The sequence below is a fragment of the Vibrio inusitatus genome (assembly GCA_024346935.1).
Lineage (GTDB): Bacteria > Pseudomonadota > Gammaproteobacteria > Enterobacterales > Vibrionaceae > Vibrio > Vibrio inusitatus.
This window is the reverse complement of record AP024879.1, coordinates 287,655-304,453: the sequence shown is the minus strand read 5'-3', so window position 1 is coordinate 304,453 and position 16,799 is coordinate 287,655. Positions and strand designations below refer to the sequence as shown.

The window sequence follows — 16,799 nt, the reverse complement described above, 5'->3', positions numbered from 1 at the left end:
GCTATAGATTGATGATTCGAAAGTCAGAAAAAGAAGTAAGTGTAACGAATTAGAAAAGGAGGCACTTGCCATATTGCGCCATCAGCAAGTAAAGCCACTAATGGAAAACGACAGTTCATGTCATCATGAATGCTGAACAGAAGTTGGTGTTGGTCGAACCTATCAATTCGATTGTGAAATGGGGTATTGCTTAAAGAATGTGACGCCCAATTTTGCTAGGTGCTATTGGAATTACTGCTATTCCTTTCTCTAAATGAACTAGCTAAATACACTAGGAAAACTATCTATCCTAAGGCTCAGTTATGACTCTATTAAACAACACTCTCAGATTCACGTCGAAAGTAGTTACTTTTGGTGGTTCAACTAAGGTTGAAGAAGCAAAATTAGCATATAACGAAGTATGGGAAGAGTATCAGCCACTATTTGATCAAGTTGATAATCTAAAAAAACAAATAGATGTGTTGTTTAAACAAGTTGGAATCCGCCTGAAGTCAATAGACTCAGTTTTACAACAAGTTCAAGCAGTACTGAATCAAAAATGTGAAATAGAAGAAGTTACCAATTCAACTCAAGTGATCAATAGCATTAATACCTTCAATACCTCTTTCAATGCGGCAGCAAATGCTGGATTTGGTAGTGTTGTGGGGGGCACAACTGCAGTTGGAGCTTGGGCTCTAGTTTCAACCGTCGGCTCCGCTTCTACTGGTGCGAGTATTGCTGGTCTGTCTGGCGTTGCTGCCTCTAATGCCACACTAGCATGGTTTGGAGGCGGTTCGTTGGCTGCAGGGGGAGCAGGTATGACCGGTGGAATGGCTGCGCTGGGAGGAATAGTTGCTGTACCCGTATTGTATTTTGCTTCAAAAGGCGCATACAAAAAAGCTCAAAAAATAGTAGAGGCAACTGAAGAACTTAACGCAGAGATATCAAAGCTTAAAGTCATATTGCCACAAGCCAAAGTAGAGCTTAATCAAGTCCAACAGCAAGCTTTATTTATAGAAGAAATTTCGGCGAGATATGAGATGATGGCATTGCGAATTCTTCATGATATTGCTGAATTAGAGTTAAAAAAATTCAAATGGTATAAGCCTACAACCTGGTTCTCTAACGAATACAGTTCAGAAACAATACTATCTCTCAAAGAAGTGCTAGCGCTGGAAACAGAGCGATATTTAGCGCAACTCAATCACAGCTCAATTTAACGAGTAACAAGAATTTGAAAGCAGTGGAATAGGCCGGCCTGGTTCGACTGGACCTTTACACCATAACCATCAATCAACTAACCTGGGCACCGCTTCATACCCACTGCTTACAAAACTGGTGTCAGGGTTGTTGGTCGTATGATAAATCATTGGCTTCGATATGCCCCACTGCAGCATTTGATTGATCGTCGAGATCATAAATCCAACAACATTTCCTTCAATACCGCCGATCTGGTTCGGGAAGAACACTTCCGCATTCTTATCAGGGTAAACACCCATTCTTGTCACCCATTCACCCTTGTCATTGATGTAGGTGGCGTACACATCGTAGAGGCCAGTATCGACAGTGGTAAACATGGTGAGTGGTGTGCGATACAAGTATCTTTTGGCTGAGCCTTTATGCGACTCCACTTTTTGGATAAAAGCTGGCTGTTCTAAAAGACCTTGGCGAATGTCATCGTTAATACTGGTTGTGATAGCCTCACTAGGAACAATCGAGTTCATCACCATCTTAAAAGGCAGCCAAGCCAGATAAATAGGGATACCAACCAGCATAATTGCTGATACAAGAAAGAATTTTTTAATCATAATTTCGAACTAACCATACGTTTAGTGAACTGTAATTTGGATTGCGTTACAGGTATTTTGATTACAAGCTTTTATCTCATGTTGCCCTGATAAAGATTGAGCTTCGATGCTACTCGTACTGACCACGCCATCTAGATACCAACGTACATCCTGGCTTGATGCTTTAAGTGTTAGCATTTGCCCCTGATAAGGGTAAATGTGACTGCCATCTTGCGGTTGGATGATATCGATGAAGCGTTCCGAATGAGAATGTTTCTGCTTCCAAGACAGAAGCTCTTGTGGCCATTTATTGGATGAGGACAAACGCATATCTCTTCGCAAGGTTCTTGGCGTGACACCGTCAATAGTCCAAGCTGTTCGCTTTTCTAGGCAGTTGTCCGGAGAAACCATTGCGGCAGCCTGCCCACTAGGCCAGCATATCTGGGCACGCTCTACTGATTCTGGTTTCGTGTTTTTCTGTTTGTCTTTTGGCAACAAATCAAATACGTCAAATAAGATAGGCGCAGCCATTGTTGCCCCCGTTTGACCTACATAGGGTGAACCATCGGGCCTTCCCATCCAAACACCCACAGTGTAATCCTCGCTAGTTCCTATCGCCCATGCATCTCTATAACCAAAGCTTGTGCCTGTTTTCCAAGCTATCTTTCGCCCATATTTAGCTCTTGGACGATCAGGAGCGCGCAAGTCTTGTAAAATGGCTTTTGTTATCCATGCACTTTCAGCACTTATCAATCTCGACTCTTCAATCGAAGCATCTATGCTAAGACGAGGTTTAATGGATATACCCTCTCGACTTAACGCTGTGTAGTACATCACCAACTCGCGCAAGGTAGAGCCGCCGCCACCTAACACTACGGTTAAATTCATATCCGCTAATCGCAACGAAGAGCCCATCACCTGCATACTATTCACAAAACTGGGAACGCCTAACTGGCTGAGTAGATAAACCGCTGAGACATTTTTTGAGCGCTGCAGTGCCTCGCTAACAGATACCTCGCCTTGAAAGCGCTGGTCAAAATTCTGAGGTTTATAATCACCAAACTCCATCGGGATATCTAAGAGCAGGCTCTCTGAATGTATCAAACCCTCATCTAGCGCTTTTGCATACACAAAAGGCTTCAAGGTAGAGCCAGGAGAACGCACAGCCTTAGTCATATCCACGTGACCAAAGCTGCGTGTATTATCCATATCCAATGACCCTTTATAGGCCAGTACTTTTCCCGAGGTATTCTCGACAAGCATCACAGCAACTGACAGATCGTCAGACAGCGATCTAAATCGCTGCGCCACTATTGAATCGACATCTTGTTGTAGTTCTTTAACGATGAAGGTACCCACGATGGATTGGTTCACTGCGTGACTTTTTAGCTCCCTAGCAAGTAAAGGGACTTTACGTTTAATGGGCAATCGACCAGCGACTACAGGTTCCTCTTTCAGCAATTCATATTCTTGCTCTGACAACATTCCCTCTTGAATAAGACGCCTTAGTACCTTATTTCTAGCTAGCTTGGCGTTATCAGGATAACGGTCTGGGCGATAGACACTTGGCCTTTGAGGTATCACAGTTAATAGTGCAGCTTCAGATATATTTAGACTGTGAGATGACTTACCGAAGTATCGCTGACTTGCTGCCTCAACGCCTTCAATATTGCCCCCCATAGGTACATGCGTTAGATACAAATTCAAGATTTGTTGTTTGCTGTACTGCTGCTCTAGCTGCAAAGCTCGAAAGATTTGCAGCAGTTTACCAGCATAAGAGCGTTCTATTGGGTACAACACTCTAGCCACCTGCATCGTAACCGTAGAACCACCTGAGACGATTTTTCCATAACGAACTCGTTGGTAAGCTGCTCGCAGCAAAGCCTTAATATCCACCCCATTATGAGAGTAAAAGCGGCTGTCTTCATAAGCCAATAATGAGTTGATATAGATGGGAGAAACGTCATTTACTTTGACAGGAATGCGGAACGTCCCATTGGAATCGGCAAATTGCCGTAGCGTTTCACCCTCCGCTGATAATACATTCATAGCTATGTTGTTGGTGCTTTTCTCAGGCAAAGGAAACAGCCCGTTGAGAGCAAACCAGCAGGCTATCACCATCGCTACAGTACAAGCTGTGGCGATGGTAAGTGCTTTAATGACTCTCAACTTCATTACTTGATACTCAAACTACGCACAAAGCCAGGCTGGTAGATATAGCGTTCTGGCGCATACATGTCCTCAATAAACACGTTAGGGACATCAGAAATCCCCTGTGTTTCAGCACGCATCACATAGTAAAAGTGATAGGTGCGATTTCCTCTAAGACCCAAAGCAGTCACATACCGGTCATTTCTAAATTCTTCCATTTCAGAACTAGTAGATTCAAAGCCAAGTGACTCCAATAGCTCTTTGGAAGCCGTAAAGTTGGGATTTTCCAACACCATACCCGCTGGCAAATAATCAACTAACATGGCTCTATCAATGTTCTCTTTCAATTTAACGGTGACTTTAGCAATCACTGTATCACCTACATTAATAGAAGAACGCGATAAGGGTTTACCACTGGTATCGAAGTAGTCTCTGGTTACTTTCTCAAACGGTACGGAGCTTTCGAGTACACGAGGATCTGCATAACCCTCAATGGATTCAGTCACATAAACAACATCACTCGATGAATTGTAGAATTTATCACCCTTAGCCATAGCAACAGGCTCAGGCATGCTTATTTCTTGGCCATTGTAAGAAACAAGAACTTGCTGCTCATTTAATGCTTTTAACTCAAAGCCTGCTTTGGCCAACGCATACTTTTCTTGCGTGCTGAAGTATTGTCTGGCATTGAGATCACTAAATATTGCTTTGGCTGACTCAATACGAAGCTCTGCCAACTGGTCATTAATTGGACCTTGTGACTGCAGGTCACTGACAATCGAGACTATCTTAGCGTGTGATGACAATCGACTATCGTAATAATAATCACGACCGTACAACTCTCTGCTGCGCTTCACCTGTGCAACATATTTCCTGCTGGTACGCATATCCCCCAAGCTATAGAACACAGCGCCTAAGTAAGCATTGGTTAGTCTGTTGTCCGAGCTTAGTTTAGATAGGTACGACTTAGCATCAGAGTAAGAGAGTAATCCGGCACGTGACAATACATATCCCGCGTAAGCTTTGTCATCATTAGTATAGTTTTCATAGAGATAGTCACGCAGACGGTTAAATGCTTTATCCATTACCGACTTGCTCACTAAGCCTGAATGCGCCTCATTGACTTCAAACAAAAAGCTAGCGACATAGCTTGTAAGCCATGCTTCCTCACGAGAGGATCGGCCCCACAAACCAAAACCACCGCTTGCATTTTGATAATCGGCTAGGCGCAGTACCGCGCGCTGTAACATGTCCTTGTCAGTGCGATCCCCTAACACTCGCTCTTTAATTGGAGCAAGGGACTCATCTTCCAATAACCATGGATACGCGGTACTTGTGGTTTGTTCGACACAGCCATACGGGTAGCGGAACAAGCCTTGCACAAACGCATTAGGTTCAATCTCAGGAACTCGGCTAAAGGATATTGAGCTGATGCCATGATCCACCGGCAATACACCGTTCCACTGTGCTTGTGTTACGTTGATAAAGTCACCAGGCGCTAGGGTTCTGGTAGTTTTTTTAGTTATGTAAGGAGAAGGTGAGCGAACAGGAACATTCCAGCTTCGCTCAATATTGTAGACATCACTTTGTACATGCAAAGTTAAAGAAGACATGGCAACAACAGTGCCAACATCCACCTTCACAGGGAAGTGAGCCTTTTGCTGAGGGGCGATCTCTACAATTTTACTGGTTTGGCCCTGCAGTGACACTCCATTAGCAGCAGTCAACGTTAACTCAACTGTTTGAGTTTTATCGGTTTGGTTTGATGCTTCAACCATCACCTGACTATGATTGTCCGTGGCAAAGAACCTAGGTACCGATAACTCAGCTACAATGGGTGCACTCACTGCGATGTCTTCGACTCTCTGACCAAACTTATTGCCATCAAATACTGTCGCAACCACTTGCACTTCACCATTGTAATCCGGTACCTCTAAAGCAATATTCGCTTCACCTTTACCGTTGACCTTAACGGGCGCAAGCACGGTATTGAATGTCTTACTCTCCACTAAGTCATCTATTGGTTTATTGCTATTCGCATCTTCATCGCCGCCATATCTGTGGCGAATAAACGAAGAAGGACGCGTTTCAAACTGCCTTGAGTAAAGATCTATGATATCGGCACCCAAACGTTTGTGTCCGTAAAACCAATCAAAAATACTAGGAACATGGTAACGAGACATATTAATAATGCCTTTATCCGCTACCGAAAGCACAACGTAAGCCTCATCAAGGTCGGTTTGACCCGATACCTTCACTTTGATGTTTTGCGTTGTGAATGGCTCAAGCTTTGAAGGCGCATCAATATCAACGTTAAGCTTTCGATGCTCGCGATACAGTTTTACTGGTGCGACTGCAAGCGAACGACGGACGTATGACTGCTTCGCATTGACTAACGTTGCCACAATATAAAGGTCATGCCTTTCGAGGTTACTTGGTAGCTTTATTCGTGCTTTTTGCTTGCCATTAATCGTAACCGTTTCCTGCACATAGGTTTTATCACCTATCAACTCAAGAGATACAACGCCATCAATAGGAGATGTAATATCCACATTGATATAGTCACCAGCAAGATAGCTTTCCTTATCTAGTTTCATTGCAAGTTGGTCAGGCTTTACCGGGATTTGCTCATCACCATCACGCCATCCAACGTAAAATCGATACACGGTTTCTTGACCGCTTGGTGCAGTGGCAATAATACGGTACTGACCCCATTCAACCGGGATCGTTAATTCGTTCTGGTTGCTGTTGATATCAATTGATTTAGACTCGACCACTCTCCATTTGTCATCACGTCGTAAATCCCAACCAGAGCTTTGATTGTATATCCAGTAGTAACCACCTCGGTTACGTTCTACCTTGATATTAATAGAGCCTGAAAGTGCCTTTTCACCGAGTTCATCAAGTAACATTAAACTAAAGCGAGCATCTTCAAAGTAGCCAAATTGTTCTGAAGCTGGTTGTACACCTACGATCGATTTACCATTGGAGACAAGTACCTTACTGACTCGAGTCGTGGTCGCACCGCCCGTTTCAAACAATTGATTGTTCGTCGTCAATAAAGCAGGGCCGTCCAGCGCACTTGAGGAGATTGAATCTAAAGTGAAGTTTCCGATCCCCTTTGCATCAAGATTAATCTCAACTGCATCAGGAGTTTGACGATAAGAGATGTATTTTTTCTTGCCGACAAAATAGTTGCTATATTTACCCGAAAAATGCTCAATTGAACGCAGCGTTGAGCTGATTTTCAGCTTGTTGCCATCCGCTACTTGCCCAAATAGGTAGCGTCCCTCAGCAGTACCTACAATCGCCTCACCAGCAGTAACGGATTTTGGAAGCGTGACCGATAAATCCATTCGCTCTGGTACAAACTCGGACACATTAAAATTGAACGAACCTAAGTTGTTCTTAGACGAGCGGTTTGAGCGTACATTAAGACTCCACTTACCCAATTTCGCTGAACTTGGAATGGCAAAATCTAGTGAGAAAAACCCCGTCAAAGATTCATTCAAAGTGCGTGATATGGCCACTTTCCCATCAGGAGCAACCACTTCTACAAAGACACTCTTAGTCTCACTAAGCTCGCCAGAATCCGTTCGCACTACAATATTCACCGGTACATTCTCAGCTGGCTTAAATAGATCTCGGTTTGAGAATACAAACGCATTAAGGACCTTGTCTTTCTCTCCGCCGACATCAAAGTCAGACAGATCTAACGGAACCTCTTTTAGTGGTAACACAGCAATGGAATCACCCGTTTCCACCACAAACACATCGTCACTAGACCGTTTGGCATAATCAAATTGAGCAAACCCGTTACTCAAGGTTGCACTATCGCGAACTCCATCCTTGCCAAGCAATGTAACTTTAGCACTTCGCAAAGGACGATTCGCTTTCAAGTCTATAGCTTGCAAAGACACTCGCTTATCAAACACCTTCGCCTGCAACCCAATATCCGAGAGCAATACATGAAAAATACTTGGGTCGTCAAAAGAATTAGTTGGCTTTATTGCCACGATATACCAGCCGTTAGAGAGTTCATCTGGCAACTTTAAGTTTGATACCGTCGACTCATTAGCATCAGCTGGGGGAAGTTTAAAACTTAGATCGGTTTGGTGGGAAAAGTTCTTTCTCAAGCGCTGAGCTGACCAAGTACTTAATCTCTTTGAATAGTAGAATTCAGAAAATAGTTTCGGCGTATCTTCCACCTTGTAGATAGAAACCAAAGCACCTGTTGCATTAACGCTCTCGATAGGGACGGCCCTGTCCCCACTGGCATTAATAAAAGGCCCCTGGCCTAGCACTCTGACTGATGGCGAAGACTCGTAAATCGAGATAAGTTCGACCTTATCTAGATCACCGCGTTGCACGCCAGTCAAAGAAACCGAATATTCACCAACTCCGTATTGTTTAATCGGCAAGTATTGAAAGGTTCTATCCGCAGATAAATTCCAGTTTGCAACGAGACGCTTATCGTCCTTAACCACTGGTATATCAAGAGGATGGCGAACTGCTCCTTCTAAGCTAATAACAATACTGGTTTTGTTATCGATTTTACCTTCAGATACATGGGTTACTGACGCAGAAAATGCATTAGTGGTAAAGCTAAGTATGTATAACATACTGAAAAAGTTAATGAATAACTTCATCTGAGTTTTCATTTAATATCCTTATTACAAACAATCTATTCCGTCACTGATAGATTAGTTGTTTTATTGATAATTTAAGTAAGATTAATGTCAGGCTGATGTGATATTTAAAGCAAGAAAAACCCATGCTTTATTTTTATATTTTCGTCAAAAAGTATCAGCTTCAACAATCTAAAGCCACTATTTATTTTATGATCGACAGGACTATTGTTTAATTAAATGGTTGCCCGCTATAAATGACATTGATCGATTCATCAATATTATAAGTAGCCCCACCTTTTACGCCATCGGAATGAACTTTTATTTTATCTACTACTTCAACAGGTAGGCTTTTTGCTAGTTTAGAGTGAAACTGGCTAAGCACTTCTTGCACATATTTTGACTGCATTGGCTTTAAATCTGAAAGGTTCGACTGTTTCCAGTCAATCACATCCTCTAAGCCAAAAGTACAATACACTCGAGCGTCACCGTTCATTTCGTGAAAATAGGTTAAATATTGTTTGCTGTGCTCTACTTCTTTTACAAACTTAGTGCCCGTTTTTATAGAACGATTCGGTTGATTAAGAATAAACAAATATAACGCTAGTAACTTGGCGGATATTTTCATATCTATACCCAACACCGAAATGGATCGGTTCTTTGTGTTGATATTAATATCCACTTTTTGTGTCGCCGCATTATTCATCATGGCAACCGTTTTAGAAAACGTCTGTTCTTCTATCTGCTCTAGCAGTTTATTTTCAAACTGCTTTCGCATCCTAACAAAAGGTATTTCAGCAAGGGTTACCTTGGCAAGCTGAGCATTTAACGATCCTTGTCCATTTTTACCCGTTATCCATTGCTCGTCAGGGGTTGGAAAATAAAAATCCTTAACGAACTCAAACTCGTCATTAACAAACACATGACTGAGCACATCTTGCTCTCGCCCATACAATGACATGGCATACCCCATGTAAAATGCCATGGTTTTTCTCCCCCCCGCTATAGATGCATGTATCGCAACGTCATCCTGAGACGTCAGCTGAGCAACTTTACGAGTAATGAAATCAGCCATAATCGTCTGATCTTCTTCTGACTTAGCATCATCGACCAAAACGCCATTCTCATCGGCAATACAACAAATGTTGTCCTGAGGGAAATGTATGTCACCTAACCCATATTCCTGAAGTAATTTCTCCCAATGCCCTTGTTCGAATAGTCCTTCCACCAGCATTTGCTTAGAGGTCTTAGTGGTGATAACAAACACCTCTTCAGGCATTGGTTTACCCTGTGCATGCAGTGCATAAACGGTTTCGGTTAACACCTGAGGACTTGCCCCTGTAACAGCTAAGAGTATGTTTTTCATAACGTAAACATTTCCTCATTGGAAAATACTAAGTCTAATGTATAGGCTTCCGATGTATTGAGCTCGGCACCTTGATCTCGAATCGCATTAAGAATGTCAGATTGTAGTTTCTATACCCAGTGCTTCTTTGGCATCATGTTTTTCGTATTTTTTGAAATCATTAAATTCCAATCTCCATAAGTTGATAAAAGAAGACTACTTGAAATTTCATGCTAGCTTTTTTTGTAAGCTTACTAAACACATTAAACACCAAGGTGACCAAAGTTTTATCATCCAATATCACGGGCTATGAATAGCCTAACAAAGTCCGCATTAAAAAATCATTATATTACGCCTGCGTGCTATCTTTTTTTAACTTGGTTAAATCTGTCTCTAGTTGGTTAATCTTTCCCAGACAAATGTCTCTTTCTTTTTTTCTACTAAGCATATCTTTCAATAAATCGTCGTCTTCACTTGTCATTTGCAGGCTTATAACTTTGGGATCACCTCCTAAATCAAGGTAATCTTCATGATTCATTGTTGCTAGTTCTTGCTGATATTTAATTCGAAGTTCAATAGCTTGAATATTCTCTGAAATCTCGATTACTTTAGGATATGCGATACCATCATTGCCTGACGTTACAGTATGAGACACCAACTGACTCGGCGTCCTACGAGAGCGTTCAAAGTTTTCTGCCTGCAACTTTGCCAACGAACCATCGCCTTTCCCACTTGCCACTGCTGTACGTAACGCACCAAAAAGATTTGCGGTACGAGCTTTGCGGGCATTGGATTCTGCTAATCTTTTCTGTTTTTCGACAATATCAACTGTAAGCTCTGACTTTCCCCACGCATTAATTAGCTCATAGGCTCTACTTTGAACGCCTTCAGACGCATCAAACACTGGCAATATTTGTTTAACCATAGTTTTGACCTCATGCGCTACTTTGCTCGATGAAGCATAAGAGTATTTAACTCCTGCAACCTCACCACCTCGATCGTTGTAGTGATTCAGAATCCTAGATGTATATAAAAATGCATGAATCAATACTTTCTCAACCAAAGCGACGACTTCCTCGGAGCCAACAAACAATTCACGGACATCTATTTTCAACTTCCCTTTACGTGCTTTATGGATTAGTTGATTTCGAATCGCTGTTTTAGCCATAAGAGATTTTTTAGTTAGCTTACTAGTACGAGCAAGCATTTTTGTATCATGAAAAAAGCGATAGTCTTTTCGCTCGCCCTTATGAACAAAGTAACCTGTCTTCAAGCCAGATAAATGTTGGGATTTTCTTATTTCAAAATTTAAGGTCGTACCAAAGCGAACAAAGTTAATTCCTGCTTTGTCCGTTAGCACCACCGCATAAATACTTGAATTTTTCATATGCAACTCCAAAATTTAAATGACTATATGTAATGAGAATACTGATTTAAGAGACCATAAGTGTCCCCTATTTTTTTAAAATGGAATATCGTCTTCAAAATCATCCCAGTTTGTAGGTTCTACTGGTGCGGTTGTTGTATTAGAGGAAGGAGGCAAATACTCTTTCTCTACGTTAGGTGGAGTTTGAGTAGTACGTTCAGAGCGCTCGTTATTCCCTGTTGATTGCAAAGAACCAACAGGCCAACGAACAACCACTTCAGTGGTATAACGATCTTGTCCCGAATTATCTTGCCACTTTCGAGTTTGCAGTTGCCCTTCTAAATATACTTGGCTGCCCTTGCGCAGATATTTGGCAGCAAACTCAGCGCTTTTCCCAAACACTACTATTCTGTGCCACTCGCTCTTCTCACGCATTTCACCCGTATTTCGGTCTTTCCATGATTCCGTAGTTGCTATCGAAAATGAAGTGAGCGACTCGCCATTAGAAAATATTTTTACCTCTGGGTCTTGCCCAAGGTTCCCCAACAAAATGACTTTATTTATGCCTCGTGAAGCCAAATCTTAATCCTCTTAATGCGTTATTTGAGCACCAAGTTTAAAGCGCAGTGTATTAGATGGCGTTTCTTAAGCTTACAAACCTCAACACAGATAAACATTAGTTAGTCTAAGAATCATGCAAATTCGTTGCCCAGAATGTTCTTATTTGTGTACTACGCAACTGCAACGATTTGAAACAGTAGACATAAGCCAAGAAATCAATAAAATTTACGAGTTCATTTCTTGTAAGGTTTAATTTATGTCTCCGGCTCAACTCAGTGTTCTGGTTAAACATCAGGAGCACTGCAATATTGATTCATTTCCGTTGCGCTTTGGGTTTAGCCTCAAAGAAGATACGGAGTGTGTCCTTTTACTTGAGTCTAAAGCTAAAACAGACAGCAAATACAAAGGCCGTAAGGTGTATGAAGGAACATTGATTCACCCAGAATCAGATAATTACTTCCCAGGAACCTTTGTCGTTGCAGAAAACAACCACCGGAATGTGCTGGTGACGGCTTGGAGAAATGACATCGATACCGAATACTACCTTTCAAAAGTGATGCAGTCCTTGCGAGAGTCTGGTGTGTTAACTACCGGAGATTTGCTGGCTTTTCATCCGCGCTACAAAAACAATGAACTGACTACTCACGCCGATCTTGTACTGGCACTGTCACAAAATAAATCCGCTTCGCAGGTTCGCTTGATTGAACAACGAGCTGAAGCAGCAGTTGTTGAGACTAAAGCGAGAATTGAAGAACTGGAGCAACAAAACCAGCACCTAGAAATGCAGGTATCGACTTTGAAGCAACAAAGTGAGCTGAAAGATTTACTTCATGAAGTACGCCTCACCCAAGCTACTACAAGCAATGGTGCTTCATCGCAAGATGGAAAAGGATCATTTTGGAAAGGGGTCAGTATAGCGTTGGCTATTGGGGTAGTTGCGGTTGGCGGTATTGTAGCGTATCAATTTATGAATGAACCGGTGCCGTCTTCTAACACTACCATGCTGAGTGAGCCACCAGCAGGCGCTATTACTCCTGATAGCGCACTTCGTTTTGTCGATACTCATGCTACTGTCTGTGGCAAAGTCGTTCAAATTACAGACTTTGCTAAAGGCAACTATTTAAATTTTGATCGTATGTTCCCACAGACAGAATTTTCAGTGGTTATTTGGAAATCGGATGCCAATCATGTTGCTCAAGATGAGTCCCTATATACGACTTACTCCAACCAGAACGTCTGTGTTACTGGTGAAGTAAGCTCATATAATGGACGAGCTCAGATCATTGTGAAGAACCCACATCAGTTAGCTGTGTACTAGTTTCAAATCTAACTCTGCTTAGCTTCAATACTATGAATGTAGCCTTCGTTCCTTTCGAAGCGCTCTTTCAAGCTATCGAAGTCTCGGTATTTCTGCGTATACTTGTGCATAACTCCCATCGAAACTATTGAAGCAACAGGCCCTATCAACCACATCCCAGTCGCTGACATAGCGCCAATACTTATCAAGTAAGCGATGTATGCCTGACAGCTTCGATGAGTGAAATCTTTAACATCAAACTGCCCCATGTTGTTATAGGATGTGAACGCTACAATAGCTAGGGTAATCGCAGGTAAACCGATTATACCCAACCCATCGATACCGCTTAACGACTCTTCCACAGTGCCCTGTAAATCCGCATTAGAGATGCCAGAACTAATTACACCTTCTGCCTGTCCCATCTCAACCAACTGTTGAAAGGTCTCTTCGGTGGTCACGACATCTATGTTGGGGTATCTCTCTAATGCGCTTTGCACGTAATAGACTGATGATGTCGCTTTTGCTTGAAGGAGCTCGAGCTCCATCCCGTTTGCATCAAGAATTTGAATATCCCAACCTGGTTCGTTGGCTTTTTCCGCTAGGCTTGCTGTTGCACCCTCTGGAAGCAAAGAAGAGTTGAGCAAGTCTACATATTGAGTCTCGAATAGCTTGCCTTTGATTCCATTAATCAGGCCTACTAATTGCTCATCTGATAAGTCAGCAACTCTATCTTGCAAAGAGATTTCTGTAGCTAGATTGGGATAAGCAAGCTCATAAGCCTCAATGATTTGCGGATCATGGATACCGACGGATAAAAACTGAGTCAAGGACTCACCCATAATGACGATGGTATCTAAAACAGGTCGAGTTCGAATAAGATTTTCAATGTAGCTAGCTTGGTAGTAATTGGCTCTTTGATAGAAGGTATAATCAGCATCTTTTAGCAGTGCGCCTCGAGCACCGTCGGCAATATCTGACGCTGCCGAATCAACACCTTTACCAAAGTCTTTGGCTGCCTTTGTAGCGCTCTCTTTAGCTGTTTTATAAGCTTTCTCAGGTTCAATGACCATACGCGCTGCTTCTTGGCTTATAGAGCTCGCTGCTTGTTTTCCTTCATCCACCAGCTTTCCGGCATTCTCTTCGATTGATTCAAGAGCCGCTTTTGGGTCATCTATGGCATCTTCTACTTTCTTAGCAGCCGACTCTACCGCCTCTGTGGTACTTTTTACCATTGGACTTAGAGACTCTTCTGCTTTCTTTCCTGCTTTTTTAATAGCTTTAGTGAATTTTCTAATTGGCATTACTGACTCTGTGTGACGTTTCTAAAAAATTGTTAACTCGATATGTCTTACTATTACTTTCGAGCAATCATCAACAATCTGTCCTATTAGATAGCACTCTTTTACAAGCTTATAAAAGAGCGCATACCGATCGAAAATATCTTCCCAATCAAAAACACGTAGGTAATCCGATTGTAATAGTCAAAGTTAAAGCAGATAGGAGCTTTTAACCCCATGGGATGAGACAAAAAGCTGCTTAATCGCACGAGTTGAAGCAACGTGAAACAGAGCTCTTTCACTGAAATCTAACGCTCTTTGCTCCATTGGATCATTCGATGAAGCATACGCCAAAGGCACCTGACCCTCATTAACACCAACAATCATCACATATTGAAATTCTAAGCCTTTGATACGGTGCATTGTCGCTACACGGATGCCTGGTTTAGAGATATCTTCAGCTCCATTACGACTAACTGGATAAACTTGTAGTCCCTTACCTTCCATCTCGTTTACGTAACTTGACTTTATGCTTTCAGTCCTCGCTACAACACAAATATCTCTGGGAGAAATCCCCTCATCAACTAAGGCTTCGATGTTTTTTATTAACGCTCCATGTTCTTCATCTAAATTTTCAAAATGTTGAATAACCGGCTTCTCACCATGCAGCAGTGAAATGTAGTCCCCTTTGCTGTCTAAACCATCATCTAAATCGTCGGCATCAGTTCCCTGCATAACTGCACTGGCAAATCGACGAGTTTCCTCAGTAGTTCGGTAGTTTATTTTGAGCTTGCGGCTCCGACCAACCACTTTGATTCCACAATGACGTAAAACTACTTTTCGATTGTAAATGCGTTGATTCCCATCACCAACGATAAACATATCGTCCATTCCTGCAGCTACTACTTTTCTAAGCAAAGAAAAAACTTGGTTTCCCATGTCTTGAGACTCATCGACAATGACGGACGCATAAGGCATTGAGATTTCTTTATTCTCTATAATGTTAGCCACATCCAACATTGCGTCGGATATCTCCTTCAAATTAAAGTGATTAAGCTGATTTCTAAACTCCTCAAAGACTCCCCAAACTTTCATTCTTTCTGGTCTTGTAAGCGCGGTCCCACGGCCTATTCGTCTAGCTCTTGCGTATTCTTTCACACTGTTTATCCGTTGCTCTTGCACAATAGAGCGCCACTCTTCCTCATAAAACTGCTCTGAAAAACCCAAAGCTTCATCTTTCTGATTAAGAGCATTTTTCCAACAATGCTGTCGCTTCCTGTCTCCCTCATAAACAATTTGGTAGCTGTATTTATGACGTTTCAAAAATTGGTGTATCCATTTATCTATGTTTACTACTTCGATCTTCTTCAAAGAATCAATGCTACATACTTTCTTCAAATTCACTTCAATATCAGCTGCGAGATTTTTAGTGAATGTTGTAAATAGGATTTTTTTATTTGAATTTGATGGAAGCTGCTCAGCTAACCATTTAGCACGATGAATAGCTACCACCGTTTTACCTGTACCTGCCCCCCCAGTAACTCTAACTGGACCACTCCAATGCTTTTCGACTAGTTGTCTTTGGCTAGGATGTAGAAAGACACGCCATTTATCCAAAGGAGCATTTAACATTTGCTCCAACTCAGCATCATCATCGAAAAGCATAAACTTGCGCTTACTAGTATTTCGTTTTAATGCAGTATCAAAGTCACTGGTATCAACTTCGTCTTCTTGGGCTTTCTCGCCTTGAAATTCAGACAACAACTCGTCATATTCTGAACCAGCGGCCAACAAATAGAGAGGCTCCCAAGCATCCGCTGGTAGCACATGTTCAAGTTGCTCAAGTTCTTCAACGTTAGTTAAGCAAAGTACTCGGTCAAGAAAAGAACTAGGAACACCCAAATCAAGAATCTGTTTTGTTGAATAGTCTGAAAAAAGTGATACGTGTTTATCGTTGCTTGATTCAGCCTTATCAAATGAAGTGGTGACAGGTGTTAGCTCACTAGATTGCTCAATGTACTGAGTATCTATAATTTGAATTGCACCTGTTGATGGATGTATCTCACAGTTATGTCGCTTCGCCCAGTCATACGCATCATCATGATGATCTACCCAAAGTAGCATAAACATATTGCCAGACTGAGGCTTGAAAAGTATTCCTCGATAAGTTTGGTCTATGCGAGCAGACCTAATTCCTTCACTACGACTATCTTGGATTTTTTCTAGATTAATACCAGGGGAGAAGGGGTTGAGTTTGAATTTGGTTACAAACTCCATAACTTTCTTCTGCTGCTGCTTTGGTAACTTAGCGAAGGAAGTAAAAAATGTTTCAGAAATAGCTATCTGGGCTCGTTCCATTGAGCAAATCCTTATTTCAAATCATTAGGAGCACTTTTGGCCATATACGT

General features: G+C 42.0%; 10 protein-coding genes. 2 read left to right on the top strand and 8 right to left on the bottom strand.

The window, feature by feature from the left end; translation table 11 throughout:
• The first annotated feature begins 302 nt into the window (after window positions 1–302).
• The gene (locus tag OCU48_RS14505) at window positions 303–1,199 is read left to right on the top strand and encodes a hypothetical protein (protein WP_141345820.1); all 897 of its coding nucleotides are present in this window, start codon (window positions 303–305) and stop codon (window positions 1,197–1,199) included.
• Window positions 1,200–1,268: 69 nt separating this feature from the next.
• Here OCU48_RS14505 and OCU48_RS14500 read toward each other — a convergent pair whose 3' ends face one another.
• The 6 genes from OCU48_RS14500 to ssb all read right to left on the bottom strand — a co-directional run bounded on the left by OCU48_RS14500 (window position 1,269) and on the right by ssb (window position 11,835).
• Window positions 1,269–1,787 (bottom strand): hypothetical protein, encoded by a 519-nt coding sequence (locus OCU48_RS14500; RefSeq protein WP_141345818.1) that lies wholly within the window; start codon window positions 1,785–1,787, stop codon window positions 1,269–1,271.
• Window positions 1,788–1,808: 21 nt separating this feature from the next.
• Complete coding sequence (gene pbpC / locus OCU48_RS14495) at window positions 1,809–3,941, bottom strand: penicillin-binding protein 1C (protein WP_141345816.1); 2,133 nt, start codon at window positions 3,939–3,941, stop codon at window positions 1,809–1,811.
• Window positions 3,941–8,578 (bottom strand): alpha-2-macroglobulin family protein, encoded by a 4,638-nt coding sequence (locus tag OCU48_RS14490; protein WP_141345814.1) that lies wholly within the window; start codon window positions 8,576–8,578, stop codon window positions 3,941–3,943. The genes pbpC and OCU48_RS14490 overlap by 1 nt, the downstream gene beginning before the upstream one ends.
• 199 nt (window positions 8,579–8,777) lie before the next feature.
• Complete coding sequence (gene csm6 / locus OCU48_RS14485; protein WP_141345813.1) at window positions 8,778–9,911, bottom strand: CRISPR-associated ring nuclease Csm6; 1,134 nt, start codon at window positions 9,909–9,911, stop codon at window positions 8,778–8,780.
• A 328-nt stretch (window positions 9,912–10,239) separates the two neighbouring features.
• Window positions 10,240–11,277 (bottom strand): hypothetical protein, encoded by a 1,038-nt coding sequence (locus OCU48_RS14480; protein ID WP_141345811.1) that lies wholly within the window; start codon window positions 11,275–11,277, stop codon window positions 10,240–10,242.
• A gap of 75 nt (window positions 11,278–11,352) precedes the next feature.
• Window positions 11,353–11,835, bottom strand: coding sequence for a single-stranded DNA-binding protein (gene ssb / locus OCU48_RS14475; protein ID WP_141345809.1), 483 nt, complete (start codon window positions 11,833–11,835; stop codon window positions 11,353–11,355).
• Between the two features lie 238 nt (window positions 11,836–12,073).
• Between ssb and OCU48_RS14470 the strand changes: the two genes are divergently transcribed.
• Entirely contained in the window at window positions 12,074–13,135 is a 1,062-nt protein-coding gene (locus OCU48_RS14470) for a sulfatase (protein WP_141345807.1), read from the top strand.
• Between the two features lie 8 nt (window positions 13,136–13,143).
• On the opposite strand, the gene OCU48_RS14465 is transcribed toward OCU48_RS14470, so the two are convergent.
• Window positions 13,144–14,415 (bottom strand): hypothetical protein, encoded by a 1,272-nt coding sequence (locus tag OCU48_RS14465; RefSeq protein ID WP_141345805.1) that lies wholly within the window; start codon window positions 14,413–14,415, stop codon window positions 13,144–13,146.
• Window positions 14,416–14,601: 186 nt separating this feature from the next.
• A complete protein-coding gene (locus OCU48_RS14460; protein WP_141345803.1) occupies window positions 14,602–16,749 on the bottom strand; it encodes a UvrD-helicase domain-containing protein in 2,148 nt (715 codons plus the stop codon).
• Window positions 16,750–16,799 lie beyond the last annotated feature (50 nt).

Bases quoted from the DNA above. Each gene is read 5' to 3' on its own strand.
- pbpC (WP_141345816.1), bottom strand. From the start codon at position 3,941: ATGAAGTTGAGAGTCATTAAAGCACTTACCATCGCCACAGCTTGTACT.
- OCU48_RS14460 (WP_141345803.1), bottom strand. From the start codon at position 16,749: ATGGAACGAGCCCAGATAGCTATTTCTGAAACATTTTTTACTTCCTTC.
- csm6 (WP_141345813.1), bottom strand. From the start codon at position 9,911: ATGAAAAACATACTCTTAGCTGTTACAGGGGCAAGTCCTCAGGTGTTA.
- OCU48_RS14465 (WP_141345805.1), bottom strand. From the start codon at position 14,415: ATGCCAATTAGAAAATTCACTAAAGCTATTAAAAAAGCAGGAAAGAAA.
- OCU48_RS14500 (WP_141345818.1), bottom strand. From the start codon at position 1,787: ATGATTAAAAAATTCTTTCTTGTATCAGCAATTATGCTGGTTGGTATC.
- OCU48_RS14490 (WP_141345814.1), bottom strand. From the start codon at position 8,578: ATGAAAACTCAGATGAAGTTATTCATTAACTTTTTCAGTATGTTATAC.
- OCU48_RS14505 (WP_141345820.1), top strand. From the start codon at position 303: ATGACTCTATTAAACAACACTCTCAGATTCACGTCGAAAGTAGTTACT.
- OCU48_RS14470 (WP_141345807.1), top strand. From the start codon at position 12,074: ATGTCTCCGGCTCAACTCAGTGTTCTGGTTAAACATCAGGAGCACTGC.
- OCU48_RS14480 (WP_141345811.1), bottom strand. From the start codon at position 11,277: ATGAAAAATTCAAGTATTTATGCGGTGGTGCTAACGGACAAAGCAGGA.